Genomic DNA, 16,481 nt, shown 5'->3' with positions numbered 1-16,481 from the left:
TGAAGGGGTGAGGCGGATGAAAACGCGTTTGGTACAGGATGGTATTTTTACTTTGGTCGATGATATTACGGAAGCAATGGCTGCGCCGGATCACGGCTTTTATTGGATTGATGCGGACGTTGAGGAATTGGAAATTTTACAGCCCTTATTTCTTCTTCATGAACTGGCCGTGGAGGATTGCTTAACCGAAGAGGAGCAGCGTCCGAAAATAGAATTGTACGATTCCAACTATTTTATTGTGATGAACAGCATCCGCTTTGACGATGAAGAAATTTTTCTGCGGGCGCTCAACATATTCCTCGGCAAACATTATATCATTACGATTACACGGCAAAAAATTAACGAGCTGCGCGCCTTGAAGCCGATCCTATGGGAGGATGAGGTTGATGCGCCGGATCGATTTCTGTACCACTTGATGGACCTTGTCGTCGATAACTATACGAATGTCGGCGACCGGATCGAAGCAAAGATCGAAAAGCTGGAAGAAGATATATTGATGCATACGAAAAAATCGCACCTGAACGAAATCATCGGGCTGCGAAGCGAAATTTTATGGCTGAAAAAGGTGCTCGTCCCGCAAAAGGAAGTTATCTCGACCTTAAATAAAAAAGATTTGAAGCTGATCAACGAACCGCTCAAAAAATATTTCGGCGACATCTACGAGAATGCCGTCAAAATTTCCGAAACATTCGATACGTTCCGCGATTTGATGGGCAACTTGCGTGAAGCTTACCAGTCAAGCCTGGCCAATCGCGCGAATGAAATCATGCGTGTATTTACAGCGCTGACCACCATATTCATGCCGCTGACGTTTATTACCGGTATTTACGGAATGAACTTCGATTATATCCCCGGACTCCATTGGGCGTATGGAGGGGTTGCCGCGGTCGTGTTCATGTTGTTTGTAGGCATGTCCATGCTGATCCTGTTCCGTAAAAAAGATTGGCTGTAAACCTGTGGCATTAAGGGTCTCCCGTTTCAAATCCGTCTTTTCCGGGTAATAATCTGAACACGGAAAAAGAGAGGTGATTGCCATGTTTCGTAAAATTTTGCTGGCTTACGACGGCTCCGAAACTGCAAAAAATGCCTTAACGAAAGCGATCGAGCTAAAAGAAACGTTTAAGGATGCCATTCTCGAAGCCGTCCTTGTGTTTCAAATCGCCAGTTTGGTCGTTAACGATGCGATGGTAGCTGGAACGGCTTTGGTGCAAGAGGATCTGTACGAAGCGGCTGAGACGGTAATCGACGAAGCCAGGAAACGGATCTCCCATCTTCCCTTTACGGCTGCGACTCTGCTGGATGGAGGGCCGCCGGCCAAAGTTATTTTGGATTATGCGGAAGAGCAGAAGTTCGACCTCATTATCGCTGGCAGCAGGGGGCTCGGCACCTTTAAGGAGCTGCTGCTGGGCAGTGTAAGCTATGAAATCGTGCAGCATGCCAAAATTCCCGTAATGGTTGTAAAATAAAAAGTCAAAAGGCGTTACAAGCGGTTAGAAGCGCGCTTGCAGCGCCTTTTTTGTCATCATATCAAAGAACTCAGCCCGCTTCGGCCTGGCTCGCGCCGCCGTTCGCGCGGCGAAACTTCATCCGCAGCAGCCGAAGCCATTCATAGATGCGGTCAACCTCCTGCCCTTCCAGCTCCTCCTGCTTGTACAACGATAACAGGACCGGTTTCAGATAGCGGGTGCCGTGCAGCTCGAACGCAGCCCAAGCCAGCTCCTGCAGCTCGGAGGATACGTCCCGGAGCGCTTGCTCGATCAACGGTTCCAGGTCGTAACCCTCGCGATCCAGCTCCTCCACCAGCAGCAGCAGTTCCCGGCGCTGCAGCTGCGTTTGTTCGCGCAGCGCATCCAGACTATCGCCTCGCGTGGCGGCCTCCAGCAGCGTACGCTTCAAATCGCGCTTCGTTTGCTCTGCCTTCTGCTTGCGATCCTTCTCGTTCTGCAGCCAGGCGTCAAATTGGGCCGCATCTACCTCCGCTTCCACCCAGTGAAGCGGGAATGAAGAAGCGCGTTCGCACGATTGCGTCAGTGCAAGCAGCTCTTTGCCGTATGCGGCGATTTTATTGGCGCCCATGCCCGGCAGCTGCTGCAGCTCTTCCGGGGTATAAGGAAGAAAGGTTGAGATCATGCGCAGCAGCCGGTTCGTGGCGATCAAATACGGCGCCTTGCTTTCCAGACCGGCTTGTTTCAAGCGCCACTGGCGAAGCTGCTCGTACAGCTCCTCGTTCATATGCCGCTCGCTGTAATAATACAGCAGCTGCAGCTGAGCGGATTTGCCGTCAAGCTGCACGGCGGAGGTCATCGCAGCATTCAACAGCGGTACGAAGCCTTCCCGCTGCTTCACGAAGATACGGGTGCGAAACGCGGTCAGCATGTCCTCCCAGCCCGTCCCCTTATACCATGTCTCTTCTGTCCAACCGCTTCGGTCCTCGCTCTTCTCGCGCCAGTTCGCAAACCATACGCCTTCTTGTTCGCTGATGGATACCTGCGCATCAAGCTGCAGGTCTTCCCCCGCCTTCCTGCTTAAGCTGTTCAAAAATATCAGATTCAATCGACATCCCTCCAATTCATTGTATTCAAACGCAAAAAAGCACCGCTCCTACAAAGTAAGAGAGGTGCTTCCTCAACGATTTGAAATTATTCCCATATTAACATGCTTCTCCAGTTTTGGCAATAGCATGATGTGTGTCTATGGTCGTCATTGAACCGCCTTGATCCGCGAACAACTGGCGGTTGGCGGATAACCGTTCACCCGATGGGCACGCTATATAGGAACAACCATAAATAAACTAACAAATTACCGTTACTGCAAAGTGAGGGATGTTCATATGATCTCCAATGACGACCAGCCATTCAAACAAGAGGAACCGCACCGCTATACAGATCTGGATACCGTTGAATCGCAGCGTAACGAGTTGATCCCCGAGGAGTTTCCCGAAGGCCCTTACGGCTCCGATGTCAGCGCCGCATCGCTTGGCAAGAACACGCCGTGGCGCGAGGATCAGCGCCCAGTGAGCGCCTACACCTATGAAAACCGCGAATTGCATGCAGGGCTTTCACGCGGTTATCCCGGCGACCATCCGACGCATGACGACGAGGATGAAGATCAAGCTTAAGCGGTTGCCCCCTCAGCGTTGGAGTATGTCGGTACGTTCGAACGGCCGGATATTCTCTCAGCCGAACGAGGACCGCCTTTTTGCGGTTTGCCGCACCGGTTCCCGCTTCACTCCAGGCTGGTATACGCGGCAAGAGCAGGGATAAAGAGAGGCGAAGAGGGCGGCTCCCTCATTGCCGAGGCGACGAATAAGAAAACGGCAGGAGGACTCTCGTCCGGCCTGCCGTTTATGCGTTTCAATTATATTTTCATAACTCCGCCTGTGCTTGCATTGGTAACAAGCTTCGAATAGCGGGCCAAATAGCCTGTCTTCACTTTCGGTTCAAAGCCTTTCCAGTTCGCTTTGCGGCGTTCCATTTCCTCATCGGAAATTTCCAGCGTAATCGTGCGGTTTTTCAGATCGAGCTCGATCATATCGCCTTCTTCGACGAAAGCGATCGGTCCGCCTTCAGCGGCTTCCGGAGAAATGTGGCCGATGCTGATGCCGCGGGATGCGCCCGAGAAACGGCCGTCCGTAATCAAGCCGACTTTGGCGCCCAAGCCCATACCGACGATTTGCGACGTTGGAGCCAGCATCTCCGGCATGCCCGGTCCGCCCTTCGGCCCTTCGTAGCGGATAACGACGACATGACCTTCCTTCACCTTGCCGTTCGCAATGCCATACAAGGCATCTTCCTGAGAATCGAAGCAAATCGCAGGTCCTCTATGGTAGCCGCCTACCGATTTGTCAACCGCGCCCACTTTAATAATGGAGCCTTTAGGCGCCAGGTTGCCGAACAATACGGACAGACCGCCTTGCTCGGAATGCGGGTCTTCCAGAGGACGGATGACTTCTTTGTTCACAATTTCGCAACCCGCTACATTTTCGCGGAGCGTGTTGCCCGTTACCGTCAAGCAATCGCCGTTAAGCGCGCCCGGCTTTTTCAGCAGTTCGTTAATAATCGCGCTCACGCCGCCTGCCGTGTGCAAATCTTCAATGTGATGGTCGGAAGCGGGAGCCAGCTTCGACAAGTAAGGCACGCGCTTGGCCACTTCGTTAATGCGTTCGATCGGATATTCGATCTCCGCCTCATGCGCCAATGCCAGCGTATGAAGCACGGTATTGGTCGATCCGCCCATCGCCATATCCAAGGCAAACGCATTGTCGATCGCGTCGATGGTCACGATATCGCGCGGCTTGATATCTTTCTTGATCAAATCCATCAGTTGCGTTGCGGAGCGTCTGACGAACTCTTTGCGCTCCGGCGAGATTGCCAGGATCGTTCCGTTGCCCGGCATAGCCAGACCAAGCACCTCGGCCAAACAGTTCATCGAGTTGGCCGTGAACATACCGGAACAGGAGCCGCATGTCGGACAGCCGTACTGCTCAAGCTCGAGCAGCGCCTTGTCGTCGATTTTGCCGACCTGGTACGCGCCTACGCCTTCGAATACGGAAGTCAGCGAAATTGCGCGGCCATCGCTCGTTCTGCCCGCTTTCATCGGGCCGCCGCTGACGAACATGGTCGGAATGTTGACGCGGAGCGCGCCCATCATCATGCCCGGCGTAATTTTGTCGCAGTTCGGGATGCAGATCATGCCGTCGAACCAGTGAGCGGCTACGACCGTTTCAAGCGAATCCGCGATAATTTCGCGGCTCGGCAGCGAATAGCGCATTCCGATGTGACCCATCGCGATTCCGTCATCCACGCCGATTGTATTAAACTCAAAAGGTACGCCGCCCGCTTCGCGGATGGCTTCCTTGACGATTTTACCGAATTCCTGCAGGTGCACATGACCCGGAACGATATCGATATAGGAGTTGCAGACCGCAATAAACGGCTTGTCGAAATCTTCCTCTTTGACGCCTGCCGCGCGCAGCAAGCTGCGGTGCGGAGCGCGGTCAAAGCCTTTTTTGATCATATCGCTTCTCATTTTTGCTTTGGACATTTGAAATGTGGCCTCCCCGTTTTGTTTATGGCATCACTTGCGTGGTTGATAGAGTATCTGGCATTCCTTAAATTCTATCATGTTTGTCCGGAAATGAAAACGTTCAGATGCGAAATAATATGGCGTTTTACCTTTTGCCGGAAACCCGCTCATCATGTATAATCAAGGGGACATCAGCTATTTACAAACGAACGGAGTGACGGAACAAATGCATGATTTTGATTATTTATACGATTCCAGCGAGGACACGACCACCCGCTTTGTTTGTTTTGTAGGAGAATCAATGCGCAGGTTCGATCTGGCGATAACGAACACGAACCGGTTTTATGGTAAAAAATTGGTAACCGACCTCCAATCGGGTCGTACGGCCGTCATCGGTCCGGACGATCTGGAGGAAGAAGGCTATCTGGAGCATGTATACAAGCTGACGGAGGAAGAGGCTGCCGAGCTGACTGAATTTCTGGTTCAAATTGTTGGCGCCGTCAACTTTACCGACATCTAAATTCGTATGATGCTGAATGACGCGTTAAATCCATACAGATCTGATCGGGTCCACCCGAAAGACCATGCCCGGCTGTGATAAACGGCTGCCGCACGGTCTTTTTTTAAAAGATCAATCATTGATGCTGCTTGTTAAAGGGGGACAGCTCATGCCATTAACGATAACCGAGCAGTTCGTGCTGCTGGCCATTAACCGGGACTCCGGCATGCTTGATAGCCGGTTGTCGAGCAAGCTCGGCTTTTATTTGGCTGCATCCGGCATGCTCGAGCTGCTGCTGTCCGATACCTTCCGGCTGGACGCCAACGATAAGCTGACGTTCAATCCGTCGAAGCCGCCCGCGGGACCGGCGTATCTCGGTTGGATAGCCGGCAAAATCGCCAAGTCGCGGCAGCCCGCCTCGATCGAAAATATAATTGTGTCGCTCTACTCCTGGAACAGCCGCACCTTGCACAAGCGGGTGTTCGAATCCATGGAAACCCGCGGACTGCTCGAAAAAAAACAGCGCAAGGCGATGCTCGTCCTTCACTTTACGTTCTGGAGCATGCAGGACGATGTCAGGCAGACGCTGCTGCTGCGGCTGCGGGAAGTACTGCTGGAGGACGGCGCGGCCGGGCCCGAGCTGCTTTCCCTGTCCTTGCTCGCAGCTCACGCCAACATTTTGCAGCCGCATTTTTCACAGGACGAGTACGCCCGCATAAAGCAGCGGATCGCTTACCTGGAAACGAAGCATGCCTTATCCGGCGTTCCGCTATGGTACAGCAAGATGAAACGGGCTTACACGGAAGCCTTATCGTCCGGGTTAGGTTAAACGCCGATTTCGGCCATGACTGGACAATGACGAAAAAAAGAGCCGCCGGCTCCTTCCGGGGAAGGGCGGGCAAGCTCGGTTCGGTACGGGGAGCAGGCTGTCCGAAACGGCTTAAGCCTTGTGCTCCGGGATAAACTTAACGTTTCACCAGGTCTTCGCGGACCGGCGTAAACGTGTCCAGCAAAATGCTCGACTCCAAAGCTTTGGCGCCATGCTTCGCGCCGCTCGGAATGAAGATCGTTTCTCCGGGCCCGATAACGGTTTTCTTTCCGTCGATCGTAAATTCGATTCTGCCTTTAATCAAATAAGACAACTGCTCGTGAGGGTGGCTGTGCTCATAGCCCTCGGCATTCGCTTCAAAATGCACTTCCATCATCATAATCGTCGCGCCCGGCTCGAAAATTTTCCGCTTTACGCCGGGTTCCGCGTTTTCCCATACACCGATATTGCTCATTTCTATGAACCCTCCCAAATAATATGAAGTAACGATCTATGCTGCCAGCAGCGATTGATCACAAATGAAAGCCTTTTCCATTATACCGCAACCGCCTGTCCATGGCTATTATTTGGCTTCGCCATAAGCGAACGCTGCAGCATCCGGGAGCAGTCGCCCTCGCATGCCGGAATATCCCTATCCCAGATTACCTCATAGGCTCGGCGAATGCTTGGGATTTTTTTAGGTCCGGTTGTCAGATTCGGTATGTGCCGGTTCCGGATACTATGATTTCGTTCTTGACAGGCTGACGCCGTCTTTTCGGTTATACCGGTCCGTAGCTTCTTTAATGACATCATTGCCGCCTTTTTGCTTCCACTCCTCCAGCACTTTGGGATAGTCGGAGATCGGCTCCTTCCCGTAAACCATCTTCAATACATGCGTCAGTACGACTGGCGGCAGCTTGTCTCCGGTCGGCGTAATATCCGGATTTTTCTGATAGCCCTGCAGCTGCGGATCGAACTGGATGCCGTCACGGCCTTCCTTCGCCAGTACGGTATCGTACACATTCATCAGGTCCCGGCCTTCCGGCGTGAGGCTAAGGGTGCCCTTGTTGTAGGTTGTGTCCTGAACGAGCCACAGCAGCACCTGCCGGTACGTTTCCTCGTCCACCTCTTTCGCGTTTGCAGGCGCCTTGTAGTTGATTTTGCCGTTATCCTCGGTGTAATTTTCCCCTTTGATCCCGAACGTAAAATACTTTTCCGCCTCGTCGCTGACCATCCAATCGAAAAATTTGACGATGCCCGCCGGATCCTTCGCGTTTTTATTGATCAGATAAGCCCGGGTCACGCTGCCGACAAGCCGCAGCCCGCCTTTGCCGTCAGGTCCGGTCGGGGACGGGATCAGCCTCATTTTGCCGTTCGGCACCGTTTCCCGCATTTGCTGATCCCATTGAATGAGCAGGTTCGCATTCATGTTCCAGATTCCCGCTTTACCGGCTATAATGTCGTTTTTGAATTTAGTCGGATTGATCGTTGCGAATTCTTTGCTGATCAAGCCTTCGTCCACCATCGTTTTATACGTTTGGATCGCTTTTTGCATATGGTCCACATTAAAAAACTTAGGTACGATCTGATCGCCCTGCTTCATAAAAAAGTTGCCGAACACGTCGTAAGCGCCGAAGAAGGCGTCCGCATAAACGAAATCTTCCCGTCCCATATAAGGATGCTCGACACCCATTTTCTTAAAGGCGCGCATGACGTTCAAATAATCGTCGACGGTCTTCGGCTCGGGTAATCCTGTTTTTTCAAGCAGATCGCCGCGAATCCATGTAGCTCTTCGGGCCGGGTTGGACAGCCATTCCGGGATGGCGTAAATGTTCCCTTTGGCGTCGGTTTCTTTCTCCCACGCTTCCTTCGGAATTTTTTTCAACAGGTTTTGCCCATGCTTCTCCAGCAAATCGTTCAACGGTAAAAATACGCCCGCCTGCACGGAACCGGCCAGCTGCGGATTGGTCAAGCCCGCGCTCGCCTGCACAACGTCGGGAATGTCGTTGATCGCGAACATTTGAATCATTTTTTGATCGAATTCTTTATGCGGCATGAGCCGGATATCCAGATCGGTGTTGGTCAGCTCCTCCAGCTTCTTCACCCATTTCTCCTCGTTGATGTTCGGGTGATTTTCCGCATAGGAGATGTTGCCCGACCGGAAGGAAATGGAGAATGACGTCTTGCCCCCGGTCTTGCCGGCAAGCTCCCCTTCCTGTTTCCCCGCCTGCGAGCAGCCTGCTGCCGTTGTGGCCAGCAGCGATGCACTGACGATGCACAATAGCCATTTTATTTTCATTTTAATCTCCCCTTTTCCATTTCGCTTCAGTCCATTAAGTCGGTGGCTCCGTCCGCAGCCGGCACTCGCAGCTTTCCTGCACGGGCATCGCGCAATCGGGCTACCGCGGGCTGCATCAGCCGGGCCAAATTTTCGCCCATCAGGATATGGCCGTAATCGGAAGGATGGATGAGGTCGCTTGTTAACGAAGCGAAATCGCTCATCACCCGGCTTCCGTCCAACAGGTGCAGATGCGGATGGTTGCGCGCATCGGCATACTGCCGCAATATTTCGTTATATTGTCTCTCGGCCTCGCTGTACGCATGGCTGCTGTCTTTGAAATATGTAGCCCGGTTCGGATAAATGATCGTCAGAAATACCGGCTTTTCCGGGTGACGATCAATGATCCGGTCCAGCAAATAGGAGGAGCGCCGTTCAAACTCGTCGGGCGGGACGACCCCGCGCATATTGACGCCGATTTCGAGAAACGCGATGTCCCAGTCGTCCCGCTCAGCAAGGTGATCGGACAGCTCCCGCTCGCAAAAGCACGAGCCGCTCAAGCCTAGATTCAGCACATCGATTTCAAGGCGCCGGGCGGCCTGTTGAACGTAGCTGTTGTAATGGCTCAATGCGCCGGCCCCTTGGGTAATGGAAGATCCGTAGGTCAGCATCTTCAGCCCCGGCATTTCGTGCGGAAAGGGCGGTCTCACCTCAAAGCCGTACGCGTCCACCTCATACAATACGGCGCTGTACCGTTCGAAAAAAATGCGCCACACGTTGGACGCAAACGCCCGGTTGTTTAATTTGCCGGGGATTACATTAGCGAACCGTTCGGGCGTCTCCAGTTGAATCGCAGTCGCGCAGCCTGCTTTCAGCTCATGGGAGGAATGAAAGAAATCGCCTCTGAACACGAGCGCTTTCCCGTTCGTATCCAGCGCGCCGACCGTCACCTGAACGTAGCGTCCTGCCGTTACAAACCGAAGCTCGCACCCGTTGGATTGCACCGCCTTCGTACGTCCCTTCTCCGTCAAAGCATGGCGAACCTGCTTCGGGAACCGCTGCAAGACGAGCCCGGGCAAATAAGCCTTTTGTTCCAGTTCGGTTACATTATGAAAAAAAACGCCGTCATGCTGCATTCTGTGTCCTCGCTTATTATGGATTATGTTAAAGCATCAACTTGTCAACCGAGGTTTGTCGTATCCGATTCATATATCGCCTTCTTTTCGCCCGATTTCTGACCCATATCTAACTCACAAACTAACTATAGCATGGATGTAAGCGTAATCAATGTGATTTTTTTAGATTCGCTTGTGTTTTTTATAGGTCAGTTATGGGTCAGTCGGATGAATGCATGGCCAAGCATAAGGTAGCATTCCGGTATTCGCATAACTGTGCAGCGCAAATGACAGCAAAAAAACCCGACGGGGATAACCGTCAGGTTCGTCTAATCCGGGAATGCGCATGCTCCATAAAGGTCGCAAAATCAATTCATTGTAGTCGGGCAGGATAGGGTAAGGGCTGCTTCATTCCCGCTCTCACGGGGTCGATTGGATAATGTTGCTCTGCTTCGCTTCGACCAGCAGCTGCTCCAGTCTGGCACTTAAAGCTTCGCTGTTTTGCAGGCCGGACAGAAACAACATGACGTCGCGTTGAATGTTTTTCAGTTGGTAATTGCTCAGTCCCAGCTCGGGCAGAAGACGGAATGTCGCTGTCATCTCCCGGTACATATGAAATCTCGGCGGACGGTATGCCGGCTCCTCGCCCTCCCATTCCATTGCCTTGCGGTTCGCCGCAATGTTCAGCGTCTTGCGGCGGATTAGCAGCTGCGCATCGTAGGAGGTCAAAAAGTCGACCAGCAGCTTGGCCGCCTCTTTGTGTGGGGAACGGCTGTTCACGCCCAATCCGTTAATAATGAGCAGCGTACTCGCATCATGCAGCCCCGGCAGCGGCGAGACGTCGAATGAAATCGGCGTCTGCCGCAGCTGATTCAGGAAAAAATAGGTCGTCATGATGACCGACACCTTTCCCTCCATAAACAGCGCCTCCGCATCCGCATCGCTCGCGGTCACGAATCTCGGAAACACATCGGTCATTGCCAGCAAGTCCCGGCATGCTTCCAGGCTTTCGATAAGCTTGCTGCCGCCGAGCCGGTAGCCGCCGTCGCCGTCCGTCTGAAAGCGGCTGCCGCTCTGCAGCATGAAGATCGGCCACCGGTTGCGGGAAGGTAAATAAAAGTAAAAGCCGAACCGTTCATTTTTCACGGTTAATCGCTGTCCATACGTGAACAGGTCGCTCCAGCTCCAGCCGCTGTCCGGCACGGGAACACCGGCCTGCCTGAAATGCTCCGTATTGTAGCACAGTACAACCGGCGAATAAACGAACGGCCGGACCCGCGTATCGGTTCCAGCCGCGAACGGCTCCGTCAAATAAGGCTCTTCGTCCTGTCCCCGCTCCAGCGGCTCCAACAAGCCGGTACAGCCGTTCTCGATAAAATCCTGAAAGTTATTGTTGTTTAACAATACCGCATCCACGATGCCCGATTCCAAATATTCCTTCATCGCTTTGGAATAGCTGCCCGAAGGCAGCTCCAGCGGCTGAACGTCGATATGCGGGTACCGTTCCGTAAACCCTGCAAGCAGCTCCTCCATTGCGACAAGTCCTGCGATCGAACTGACGTAGCCGAACCGGATGACCGTCTTCCGCTCGGCTGGCGGGCTGACGACCCGATTGCCTACCCTGGCGATTTTCTCGATGAGTCCTTCCTCGACAAGCACCTTCAAACCGTTGCGGACGGAGGCGTTGCTCAGCTCGAACCTTTTCTCCAGATCGCTCTCGGACGGCAGATAGCCGCCGATCGTCACCTTCCCCGATACAATTTCCTGCCGCAGCACTTCGATCATTTCTTCCAGCCGGGCCCGAAAATGCTTGCGGCTGCTCCTCTTTTGCATGCCTGTTCCTCGCTATCTGCTTTCTATGCTTTTTCAATCATACTGAAAACATCCGTGCTCTACAAGTCAGCTCCTAATGAAAGCCTGCGCGCCAACGCATCGGGACAATGGACCACCCGCCCGATGCTATACGATGGGTCAGACGGGTTCCAGAGGTTCTCCCCTGTTCTCCGGCTCCTTGCTTCTCAGCACCGGCAAACGAATCTGCACCGTCGCGCCGCTCGAGCCGGCGTTATTCGCAATATGAATGCTGAAGCGGGAGCCGAAAAAGGCTTCGTACCGTTCTCTCACATTTCGGATGCCGTAGCCGCCGGTTTTCCGCTTGCCCGGCGTATCCCAGCCGGCGCTCAAGCCCGCACCGTCATCCGTAATGCGAATGACCACATCCTCCTCTTCTTCATGTACCGAAATTTCGATACAGCCCTTCGTCCTTTCGTTGAATCCGTGCATGATCGCATTTTCAATAAAAGGCTGGAGCGTCATCTTCGGTACGAACAGCTCCTGAACCGGCCCGGGGAGTTCCAATCGCACCGTCAAGCCCTCCTCCCAGCGCAGCTGTTGGATTTGCAGGTAGCATTCCGCATGGATGAACTCTTCCCGGAACGTAATCATGCTCTCGCCGTTCGACAGGCCGATCCGGAACATTTTGCCCATCAGCTCCAATATATGACTTAGCTTGTCCTGGCCTGCGGCAAGCGCCATCCAATTCAGCTGATCGAGCGTATTGTATAAAAAGTGGGGGTTGATCATCGCTTGCAGCGCCTTGATTTCGGCTTTTTTTTGCCGCCTGTACTGATTTTCGAGGGAAGCGTACAGCAGCTGAATCCGGCTTATGAGCTTCCGGTAGCCTGAGAAAAGTACACCGAACTCGTTCCGGTAATCGTCCGGCAGGCTGATTTTGTTGCCACCCCCGGAATACCGCCCCATTTCGCGCACCAGCAAGCGCAGCGGCTTAATAAATTGATTCGCCAGCAGCAGCGTAATCAGCATGGAAATCAGGATGGCCGAAGCCCCGACAACCGCCAAAATGACAGCCGTATGCACGCTGCCCTGCGTAATTTTGCTCCACGGCGTCAGCTCGACAAGCGTCCAGTTGACGCCCGGATGCTTCGCCCAGACGATCAAATAAGCGATCGGTTGGGAAAACAGTCCTCCTTGCCCCTTCGCTCTCGCCTGCATATGGCCGGAAGCGCCCTGCATGTCCGCCATGTAATCTTTCAATTTCGTCTGCAGCTGCGGATCGCCGATCGAAACGATCACCCTGCCGTCCGAGTCCAGCAGTAAGCGGTTCGAGTCGGGCGTTTCGCCCCGCACCAAATTTTGTACCGAGGAAGCGTTCACATTCATGACGAGAAGCCCCTGATACGTGCCGCTGCCCGAATATATTTTCCGGGCAAAGCTGACGACCCGGGCCTCGCCCTGATAAGTGTGCTTTTTGTGTTCGCCGATCCAGGCAAAGTCCGTATTTTCAACGACCGGGTACCATTCCGCAAGCCTGGCTTCCCGTTCGCTGAAAAACGTAACCGGGCTTTGGCGGGTAATGACGGGCGCTTCATAGGTCGTGTAATAGTCGATCGATTGAATTATGGGCGTCGCATACGTAATGCTGGCCAAATATAGTTCCTGCTCCCGGCCTTTTTGATAGTTGGAGTACGTGTCCTCCGGCGAATTCGAATATTCCGAGAGCGTCGTATTCCGTGCGGCCGCAAGCGAATGCTGTTCAATGGCGCGCATCTGAATCTCGGTTTTGTTGTACAATTCGTTCAGCAGACCCTGCTGATAAAACGAGGTCATGCGAACCATCTCCTGGGTGGAAAGCGTATAGGTCAACCCGATGACAACGCTCAGCAAAATCACCATCACGCTGGAAAATCCGCCGTACATCAAATAGTCGATGCGCGTTCGTTTAAACAAATTGTTCATGATATAAACTCGGCCGGGGTAACACCGAAATATTTTTTGAAGGTCGTGCTGAAATACGGAATATTTTTGTAGCCGACGCTTTCGGCGACTTCAAAAATTTTATGCTTCCGCTCCAGCAGCAGTCCTTTCGCCTTTTCCATTTTTACGCTGATGATGTAATTGTTGATCGTTTCTCCGGTTCCGTTTTTAAAAATTTGGCATAAATAGTTTCTTGAAATGAACACCTTTTGGGCCAGCTCGGCAATCGTAATCTCCCGGTCGAAATGCTCATGAATATATTGCTTGATGAAATCGATCGTGAGCCGGTGCTTGAAATTTTCATGCCACTCCTGCCGATGGCAGATTCGTCCGACGATTTCGTTAAGCCACTGCTCGTACTGATCGATCGTATACAATTTGCCGAGCTCGAGCTCCAGCTGATTCCCCTGAAAAAGCTCCTCCAGATGAATTTCTTCATCATTGAGCGCATAGCTGAGGATGGCCCAAAATTGAGTACCCAGCAAACTGAACTGCAGCACGCCTGCCTCCTGATGCCCTTTTAACGCGCTTATATAGCTGCCGATAATTTTGGCCGCGTTTTTACCCTGGGTCTCCTTGATATCCCCTACCAGATGCTGGTAAAACTTCATCGGCCGGCCTGCGCTGTGCGCTTCGTTCATGGAGAGCCGGCCGGCATCGGCATACTCGAACACGCCCGACGGATGCAGCACCGGAACTTCCAGCGACAAAAATTGAAACGCTTCCTCCATCGAATCGGATAGCTCCCTTTCGCTGCCCTTCAATCCGCCGATGCCGATGCGAATCGTGATGTTCAGATAATGCTGCACGCAATCGATAATCCGCTGGGCCATGCTTCTGATCCTTCCTATTACGCTCTCATAGGAGGCGGTACGGTCAAAATGAAGCAGCAGCGCGGCATGGTAGCCATGCAGCTCGATGTAATCGAAGCCGATGCCTTCCCCATGAACGATTTCATCCAAAATATTATTAACCGCAAACCGGAACAGCAGCCGATCCGAGCCGTTCACATCGCATAAACGGGCGGTCCGCAGCAGCTCGATGCCGAGCACCATATAGCGCCCGGCTTCGCCCCGCAGCCAAGAGCGCTCCTCCTGCAGGCCGTCCGTCGTTCCCGTCACAAGGCTTTTCAGACGCTCCTTGCGAACGAACGGCTCGTAAGCCATCAGTTTATTGCGGAGCTTGTCCTGTTCCAGTCTGGCATGCTGCTCGTTCTCCAGCGCGGCAATCGCGCGGCCCAAGACTTCCCGGAGCGTATGCCGGGATACGGGCTTCGATAAATAATCTTCCACATTCAGCCTTAACGCCTTCCGGGCGACCTCGAAATCCGAATAACCGCTGTGAATGACGATTTTTCCCGGAAAGTTTTCCTCATGCAGCGCTTCGATCATCGTCAGCCCATTCATCACCGGCATATAAATATCCGTAATAACGATGTCGGGCTTTTTTTCCCGGATCAACTCCAGCCCCCGCGCGCCGTTCAAGCTGTCTCCGACCCATTCGGCATGGATGTCCTCCCAGGGAATCACCTGCTTCATCCCTTTCAAAACTTGTCTATCGTCGTCGATGATGGCGATTTTCCACATTCATGAATCCCCCTTATACAAGTTGAGAGTGATCGGATAGCTTAATATTCGATGCCGGTGGCCGCCTTCCTTTTCCCAAATATAGGTACGAAAAGCACCCTCCCGCACATATCGGTCCGAATGACCGGCTGTCAATGGCGGATGGGCGCTTTAAACTTCCGGTTATTGAAGTCCGGCGAAAAGTTGCCTTTACGAAAACGATTTGGACATATCGGCTTCCGACGTCCCCGAGTCGTTCACGGTTTTAATATATTTCGATGTCCGGATCAGCTCGTTCAGGATGCGTTCGTATGCATCCGCATCGAACGGCACGTCGACCATTTGCTTCGTAAACGAGGAAAGCATGATGCCGTTGCCGATCGTAAGTCCCTTGATCCCTTCGGTGCCATGGGCGATCAGCTCCCCTCCGCCGTTCAACACCGCCTCGATAAACTTCTCCGCGACCACTTTATGGCCGGTCGGAGCTTTGGTGTTGACGGGGATTTCCGTGTACCAGCTCTCGACATTTCCGAATTTTTCAGTCGTTTCATTCAAAAATTGAAGCATCGACATCCGGTTTTTGTACAGCACCAGCTTCTCGTTTTCATAAATAAGCTTGCCGTGCTCGCCGACGATTTCAAACCGGTTCGTGCCCGGAGATTCCGCGGTCGTCACCATAAAATGGCCGATCATGCCGTCATCATGCTCGAAGTACGCCGTAACCTCGTCCTCCACTTCGATGTTGTGGTATTTGCCGATATGCGCGTGACCGCTGATCCGGGCCGGAACGCCGAACAACCATTGGTACATGTCCAGGTTGTGGGGGCATTGATTCGTCAAAATGCCGCCCCCTTCTCCGGCCCACGTCGCCCGCCAGTCTCCACTGTCATAATAAGCCTGGGATCTGAACCAGGCGGTGTTGATCCACGTGACTCGCGTCAGCTTGCCCAGTTCGCCGCTGGAGACGATATCCTTAAGCTTTTTGTAAAACGGCAGCGTCCGCTCCTGAAACATCATGCCAAACACGAGCTGCGGATTGGCCGCTTTCGCTTTTTCATAGGCATCGATGGACTTTTGCGCATCGTTCACGTGTACGGCCAGCGGCTTTTCGCATAATACGTGAAGCCCGCGCCGAAACGCCTCCGCCGAAATCGGTGTATGCGCATAATGCGGCGTGGCGATAATGACCGCCTCCAGCCCGGATTGATCGAAAAGCTGATTGTAATCATAATAGGCGGTTGTTCCGCATTCGGCCGCTATCTTGTCTGCCTGCTCCTTCGCAACGTCGCAAACTCCGACGAGTTCGACATTATCCATCGTTTTCAAATATTTAACATGCGTATTGTTACCGATGTTGCCGAGCCCGATCAGACCGATTTTCACTTTTTTGTTCGTTCCCATTCTCTCATGCTCCCTC

Annotated in this window: 14 protein-coding genes; 5 read left to right on the top strand and 9 right to left on the bottom strand. The window is 53.0% G+C overall.

The genetic code is table 11. From position 1 onward, the window contains the following. Nucleotides 1-16: 16 nt before the first annotated feature. Together corA and E1757_RS02275 are read left to right on the top strand one after the other, a co-directional pair. Nucleotides 17-952 carry a magnesium/cobalt transporter CorA gene (gene corA / locus E1757_RS02280; protein WP_133225189.1) on the top strand — a complete coding sequence of 312 codons (936 nt, stop codon included), beginning with the start codon at nucleotides 17-19 and terminating at the stop codon, nucleotides 950-952. 82 nt (nucleotides 953-1,034) lie between these two features. Next, nucleotides 1,035-1,466 carry a universal stress protein gene (locus E1757_RS02275; protein ID WP_133225188.1) on the top strand — a complete coding sequence of 144 codons (432 nt, stop codon included), beginning with the start codon at nucleotides 1,035-1,037 and terminating at the stop codon, nucleotides 1,464-1,466. 70 nt (nucleotides 1,467-1,536) lie between these two features. On the opposite strand, the gene E1757_RS02270 is transcribed toward E1757_RS02275, so the two are convergent. Further along, nucleotides 1,537-2,553 carry an HRDC domain-containing protein gene (locus tag E1757_RS02270; RefSeq protein ID WP_133225187.1) on the bottom strand — a complete coding sequence of 339 codons (1,017 nt, stop codon included), beginning with the start codon at nucleotides 2,551-2,553 and terminating at the stop codon, nucleotides 1,537-1,539. Between the two features lie 277 nt (nucleotides 2,554-2,830). On the opposite strand from E1757_RS02270, the gene E1757_RS02265 reads away from it, so the two are divergent. Then, nucleotides 2,831-3,118, top strand: a complete 288-nt coding sequence (locus E1757_RS02265; RefSeq protein ID WP_133225186.1) for a hypothetical protein — start codon at nucleotides 2,831-2,833, stop codon at nucleotides 3,116-3,118. 239 nt (nucleotides 3,119-3,357) lie between these two features. Here E1757_RS02265 and ilvD read toward each other — a convergent pair whose 3' ends face one another. Beyond that, complete coding sequence (ilvD, locus tag E1757_RS02260) at nucleotides 3,358-5,043, bottom strand: dihydroxy-acid dehydratase (protein WP_133225185.1); 1,686 nt, start codon at nucleotides 5,041-5,043, stop codon at nucleotides 3,358-3,360. 208 nt (nucleotides 5,044-5,251) lie between these two features. Here ilvD and E1757_RS02255 point away from each other — a divergent pair, with 208 nt between their 5' ends. Beyond that, nucleotides 5,252-5,545 carry a DUF3055 domain-containing protein gene (locus tag E1757_RS02255; RefSeq protein ID WP_133225673.1) on the top strand — a complete coding sequence of 98 codons (294 nt, stop codon included), beginning with the start codon at nucleotides 5,252-5,254 and terminating at the stop codon, nucleotides 5,543-5,545. Nucleotides 5,546-5,693: 148 nt separating this feature from the next. Next, nucleotides 5,694-6,353 carry a GPP34 family phosphoprotein gene (locus tag E1757_RS02250; RefSeq protein ID WP_165971919.1) on the top strand — a complete coding sequence of 220 codons (660 nt, stop codon included), beginning with the start codon at nucleotides 5,694-5,696 and terminating at the stop codon, nucleotides 6,351-6,353. Between the two features lie 136 nt (nucleotides 6,354-6,489). On the opposite strand, the gene E1757_RS02245 is transcribed toward E1757_RS02250, so the two are convergent. The 7 genes from E1757_RS02245 to E1757_RS02215 form a co-directional block, all read right to left on the bottom strand. Then, the gene (locus E1757_RS02245; protein WP_133225183.1) at nucleotides 6,490-6,807 is read right to left on the bottom strand and encodes a cupin domain-containing protein; all 318 of its coding nucleotides are present in this window, start codon (nucleotides 6,805-6,807) and stop codon (nucleotides 6,490-6,492) included. A 264-nt stretch (nucleotides 6,808-7,071) separates the two neighbouring features. Next, nucleotides 7,072-8,631, bottom strand: a complete 1,560-nt coding sequence (locus E1757_RS02240) for an extracellular solute-binding protein (RefSeq protein WP_133225182.1) — start codon at nucleotides 8,629-8,631, stop codon at nucleotides 7,072-7,074. Nucleotides 8,632-8,657: 26 nt separating this feature from the next. Next, nucleotides 8,658-9,746, bottom strand: coding sequence for an SGNH/GDSL hydrolase family protein (locus tag E1757_RS02235; RefSeq protein WP_133225181.1), 1,089 nt, complete (start codon nucleotides 9,744-9,746; stop codon nucleotides 8,658-8,660). A gap of 399 nt (nucleotides 9,747-10,145) precedes the next feature. Beyond that, nucleotides 10,146-11,558 carry an extracellular solute-binding protein gene (locus E1757_RS02230; protein ID WP_133225180.1) on the bottom strand — a complete coding sequence of 471 codons (1,413 nt, stop codon included), beginning with the start codon at nucleotides 11,556-11,558 and terminating at the stop codon, nucleotides 10,146-10,148. A gap of 138 nt (nucleotides 11,559-11,696) precedes the next feature. Next, a complete protein-coding gene (locus tag E1757_RS02225; RefSeq protein ID WP_133225179.1) occupies nucleotides 11,697-13,481 on the bottom strand; it encodes a cache domain-containing sensor histidine kinase in 1,785 nt (594 codons plus the stop codon). Beyond that, the gene (locus tag E1757_RS02220) at nucleotides 13,478-15,085 is read right to left on the bottom strand and encodes a response regulator (RefSeq protein ID WP_133225178.1); all 1,608 of its coding nucleotides are present in this window, start codon (nucleotides 15,083-15,085) and stop codon (nucleotides 13,478-13,480) included. Before E1757_RS02220 ends, E1757_RS02225 begins: the two co-directional genes overlap by 4 nt. 189 nt (nucleotides 15,086-15,274) lie before the next feature. Next, nucleotides 15,275-16,465: a Gfo/Idh/MocA family protein gene (locus E1757_RS02215; protein WP_133225177.1), complete on the bottom strand. Its 1,191-nt coding sequence runs from the start codon at nucleotides 16,463-16,465 to the stop codon at nucleotides 15,275-15,277. Between the last annotated feature and the right edge of the window lie 16 nt (nucleotides 16,466-16,481).

Origin of the sequence: Paenibacillus piri, from assembly GCF_004354045.1 — a bacterium.
GTDB classification, from domain to species: domain Bacteria; phylum Bacillota; class Bacilli; order Paenibacillales; family NBRC-103111; genus Paenibacillus_S; species Paenibacillus_S piri.
This window is presented reverse-complemented; position numbering and strand designations above follow the sequence as displayed.

Coding starts and splice junctions, on each gene's coding strand:
- corA (WP_133225189.1), top strand. CDS start 17: ATGAAAACGCGTTTGGTACAGGATGGTATTTTTACTTTGGTCGATGAT.
- E1757_RS02275 (WP_133225188.1), top strand. CDS start 1,035: ATGTTTCGTAAAATTTTGCTGGCTTACGACGGCTCCGAAACTGCAAAA.
- E1757_RS02265 (WP_133225186.1), top strand. CDS start 2,831: ATGATCTCCAATGACGACCAGCCATTCAAACAAGAGGAACCGCACCGC.
- ilvD (WP_133225185.1), bottom strand. CDS start 5,043: ATGTCCAAAGCAAAAATGAGAAGCGATATGATCAAAAAAGGCTTTGAC.
- E1757_RS02255 (WP_133225673.1), top strand. CDS start 5,252: ATGCATGATTTTGATTATTTATACGATTCCAGCGAGGACACGACCACC.
- E1757_RS02250 (WP_165971919.1), top strand. CDS start 5,694: ATGCCATTAACGATAACCGAGCAGTTCGTGCTGCTGGCCATTAACCGG.
- E1757_RS02245 (WP_133225183.1), bottom strand. CDS start 6,807: ATGAGCAATATCGGTGTATGGGAAAACGCGGAACCCGGCGTAAAGCGG.
- E1757_RS02240 (WP_133225182.1), bottom strand. CDS start 8,631: ATGAAAATAAAATGGCTATTGTGCATCGTCAGTGCATCGCTGCTGGCC.
- E1757_RS02235 (WP_133225181.1), bottom strand. CDS start 9,746: ATGCAGCATGACGGCGTTTTTTTTCATAATGTAACCGAACTGGAACAA.
- E1757_RS02230 (WP_133225180.1), bottom strand. CDS start 11,558: ATGCAAAAGAGGAGCAGCCGCAAGCATTTTCGGGCCCGGCTGGAAGAA.
- E1757_RS02225 (WP_133225179.1), bottom strand. CDS start 13,481: ATGAACAATTTGTTTAAACGAACGCGCATCGACTATTTGATGTACGGC.
- E1757_RS02220 (WP_133225178.1), bottom strand. CDS start 15,085: ATGTGGAAAATCGCCATCATCGACGACGATAGACAAGTTTTGAAAGGG.
- E1757_RS02215 (WP_133225177.1), bottom strand. CDS start 16,465: ATGGGAACGAACAAAAAAGTGAAAATCGGTCTGATCGGGCTCGGCAAC.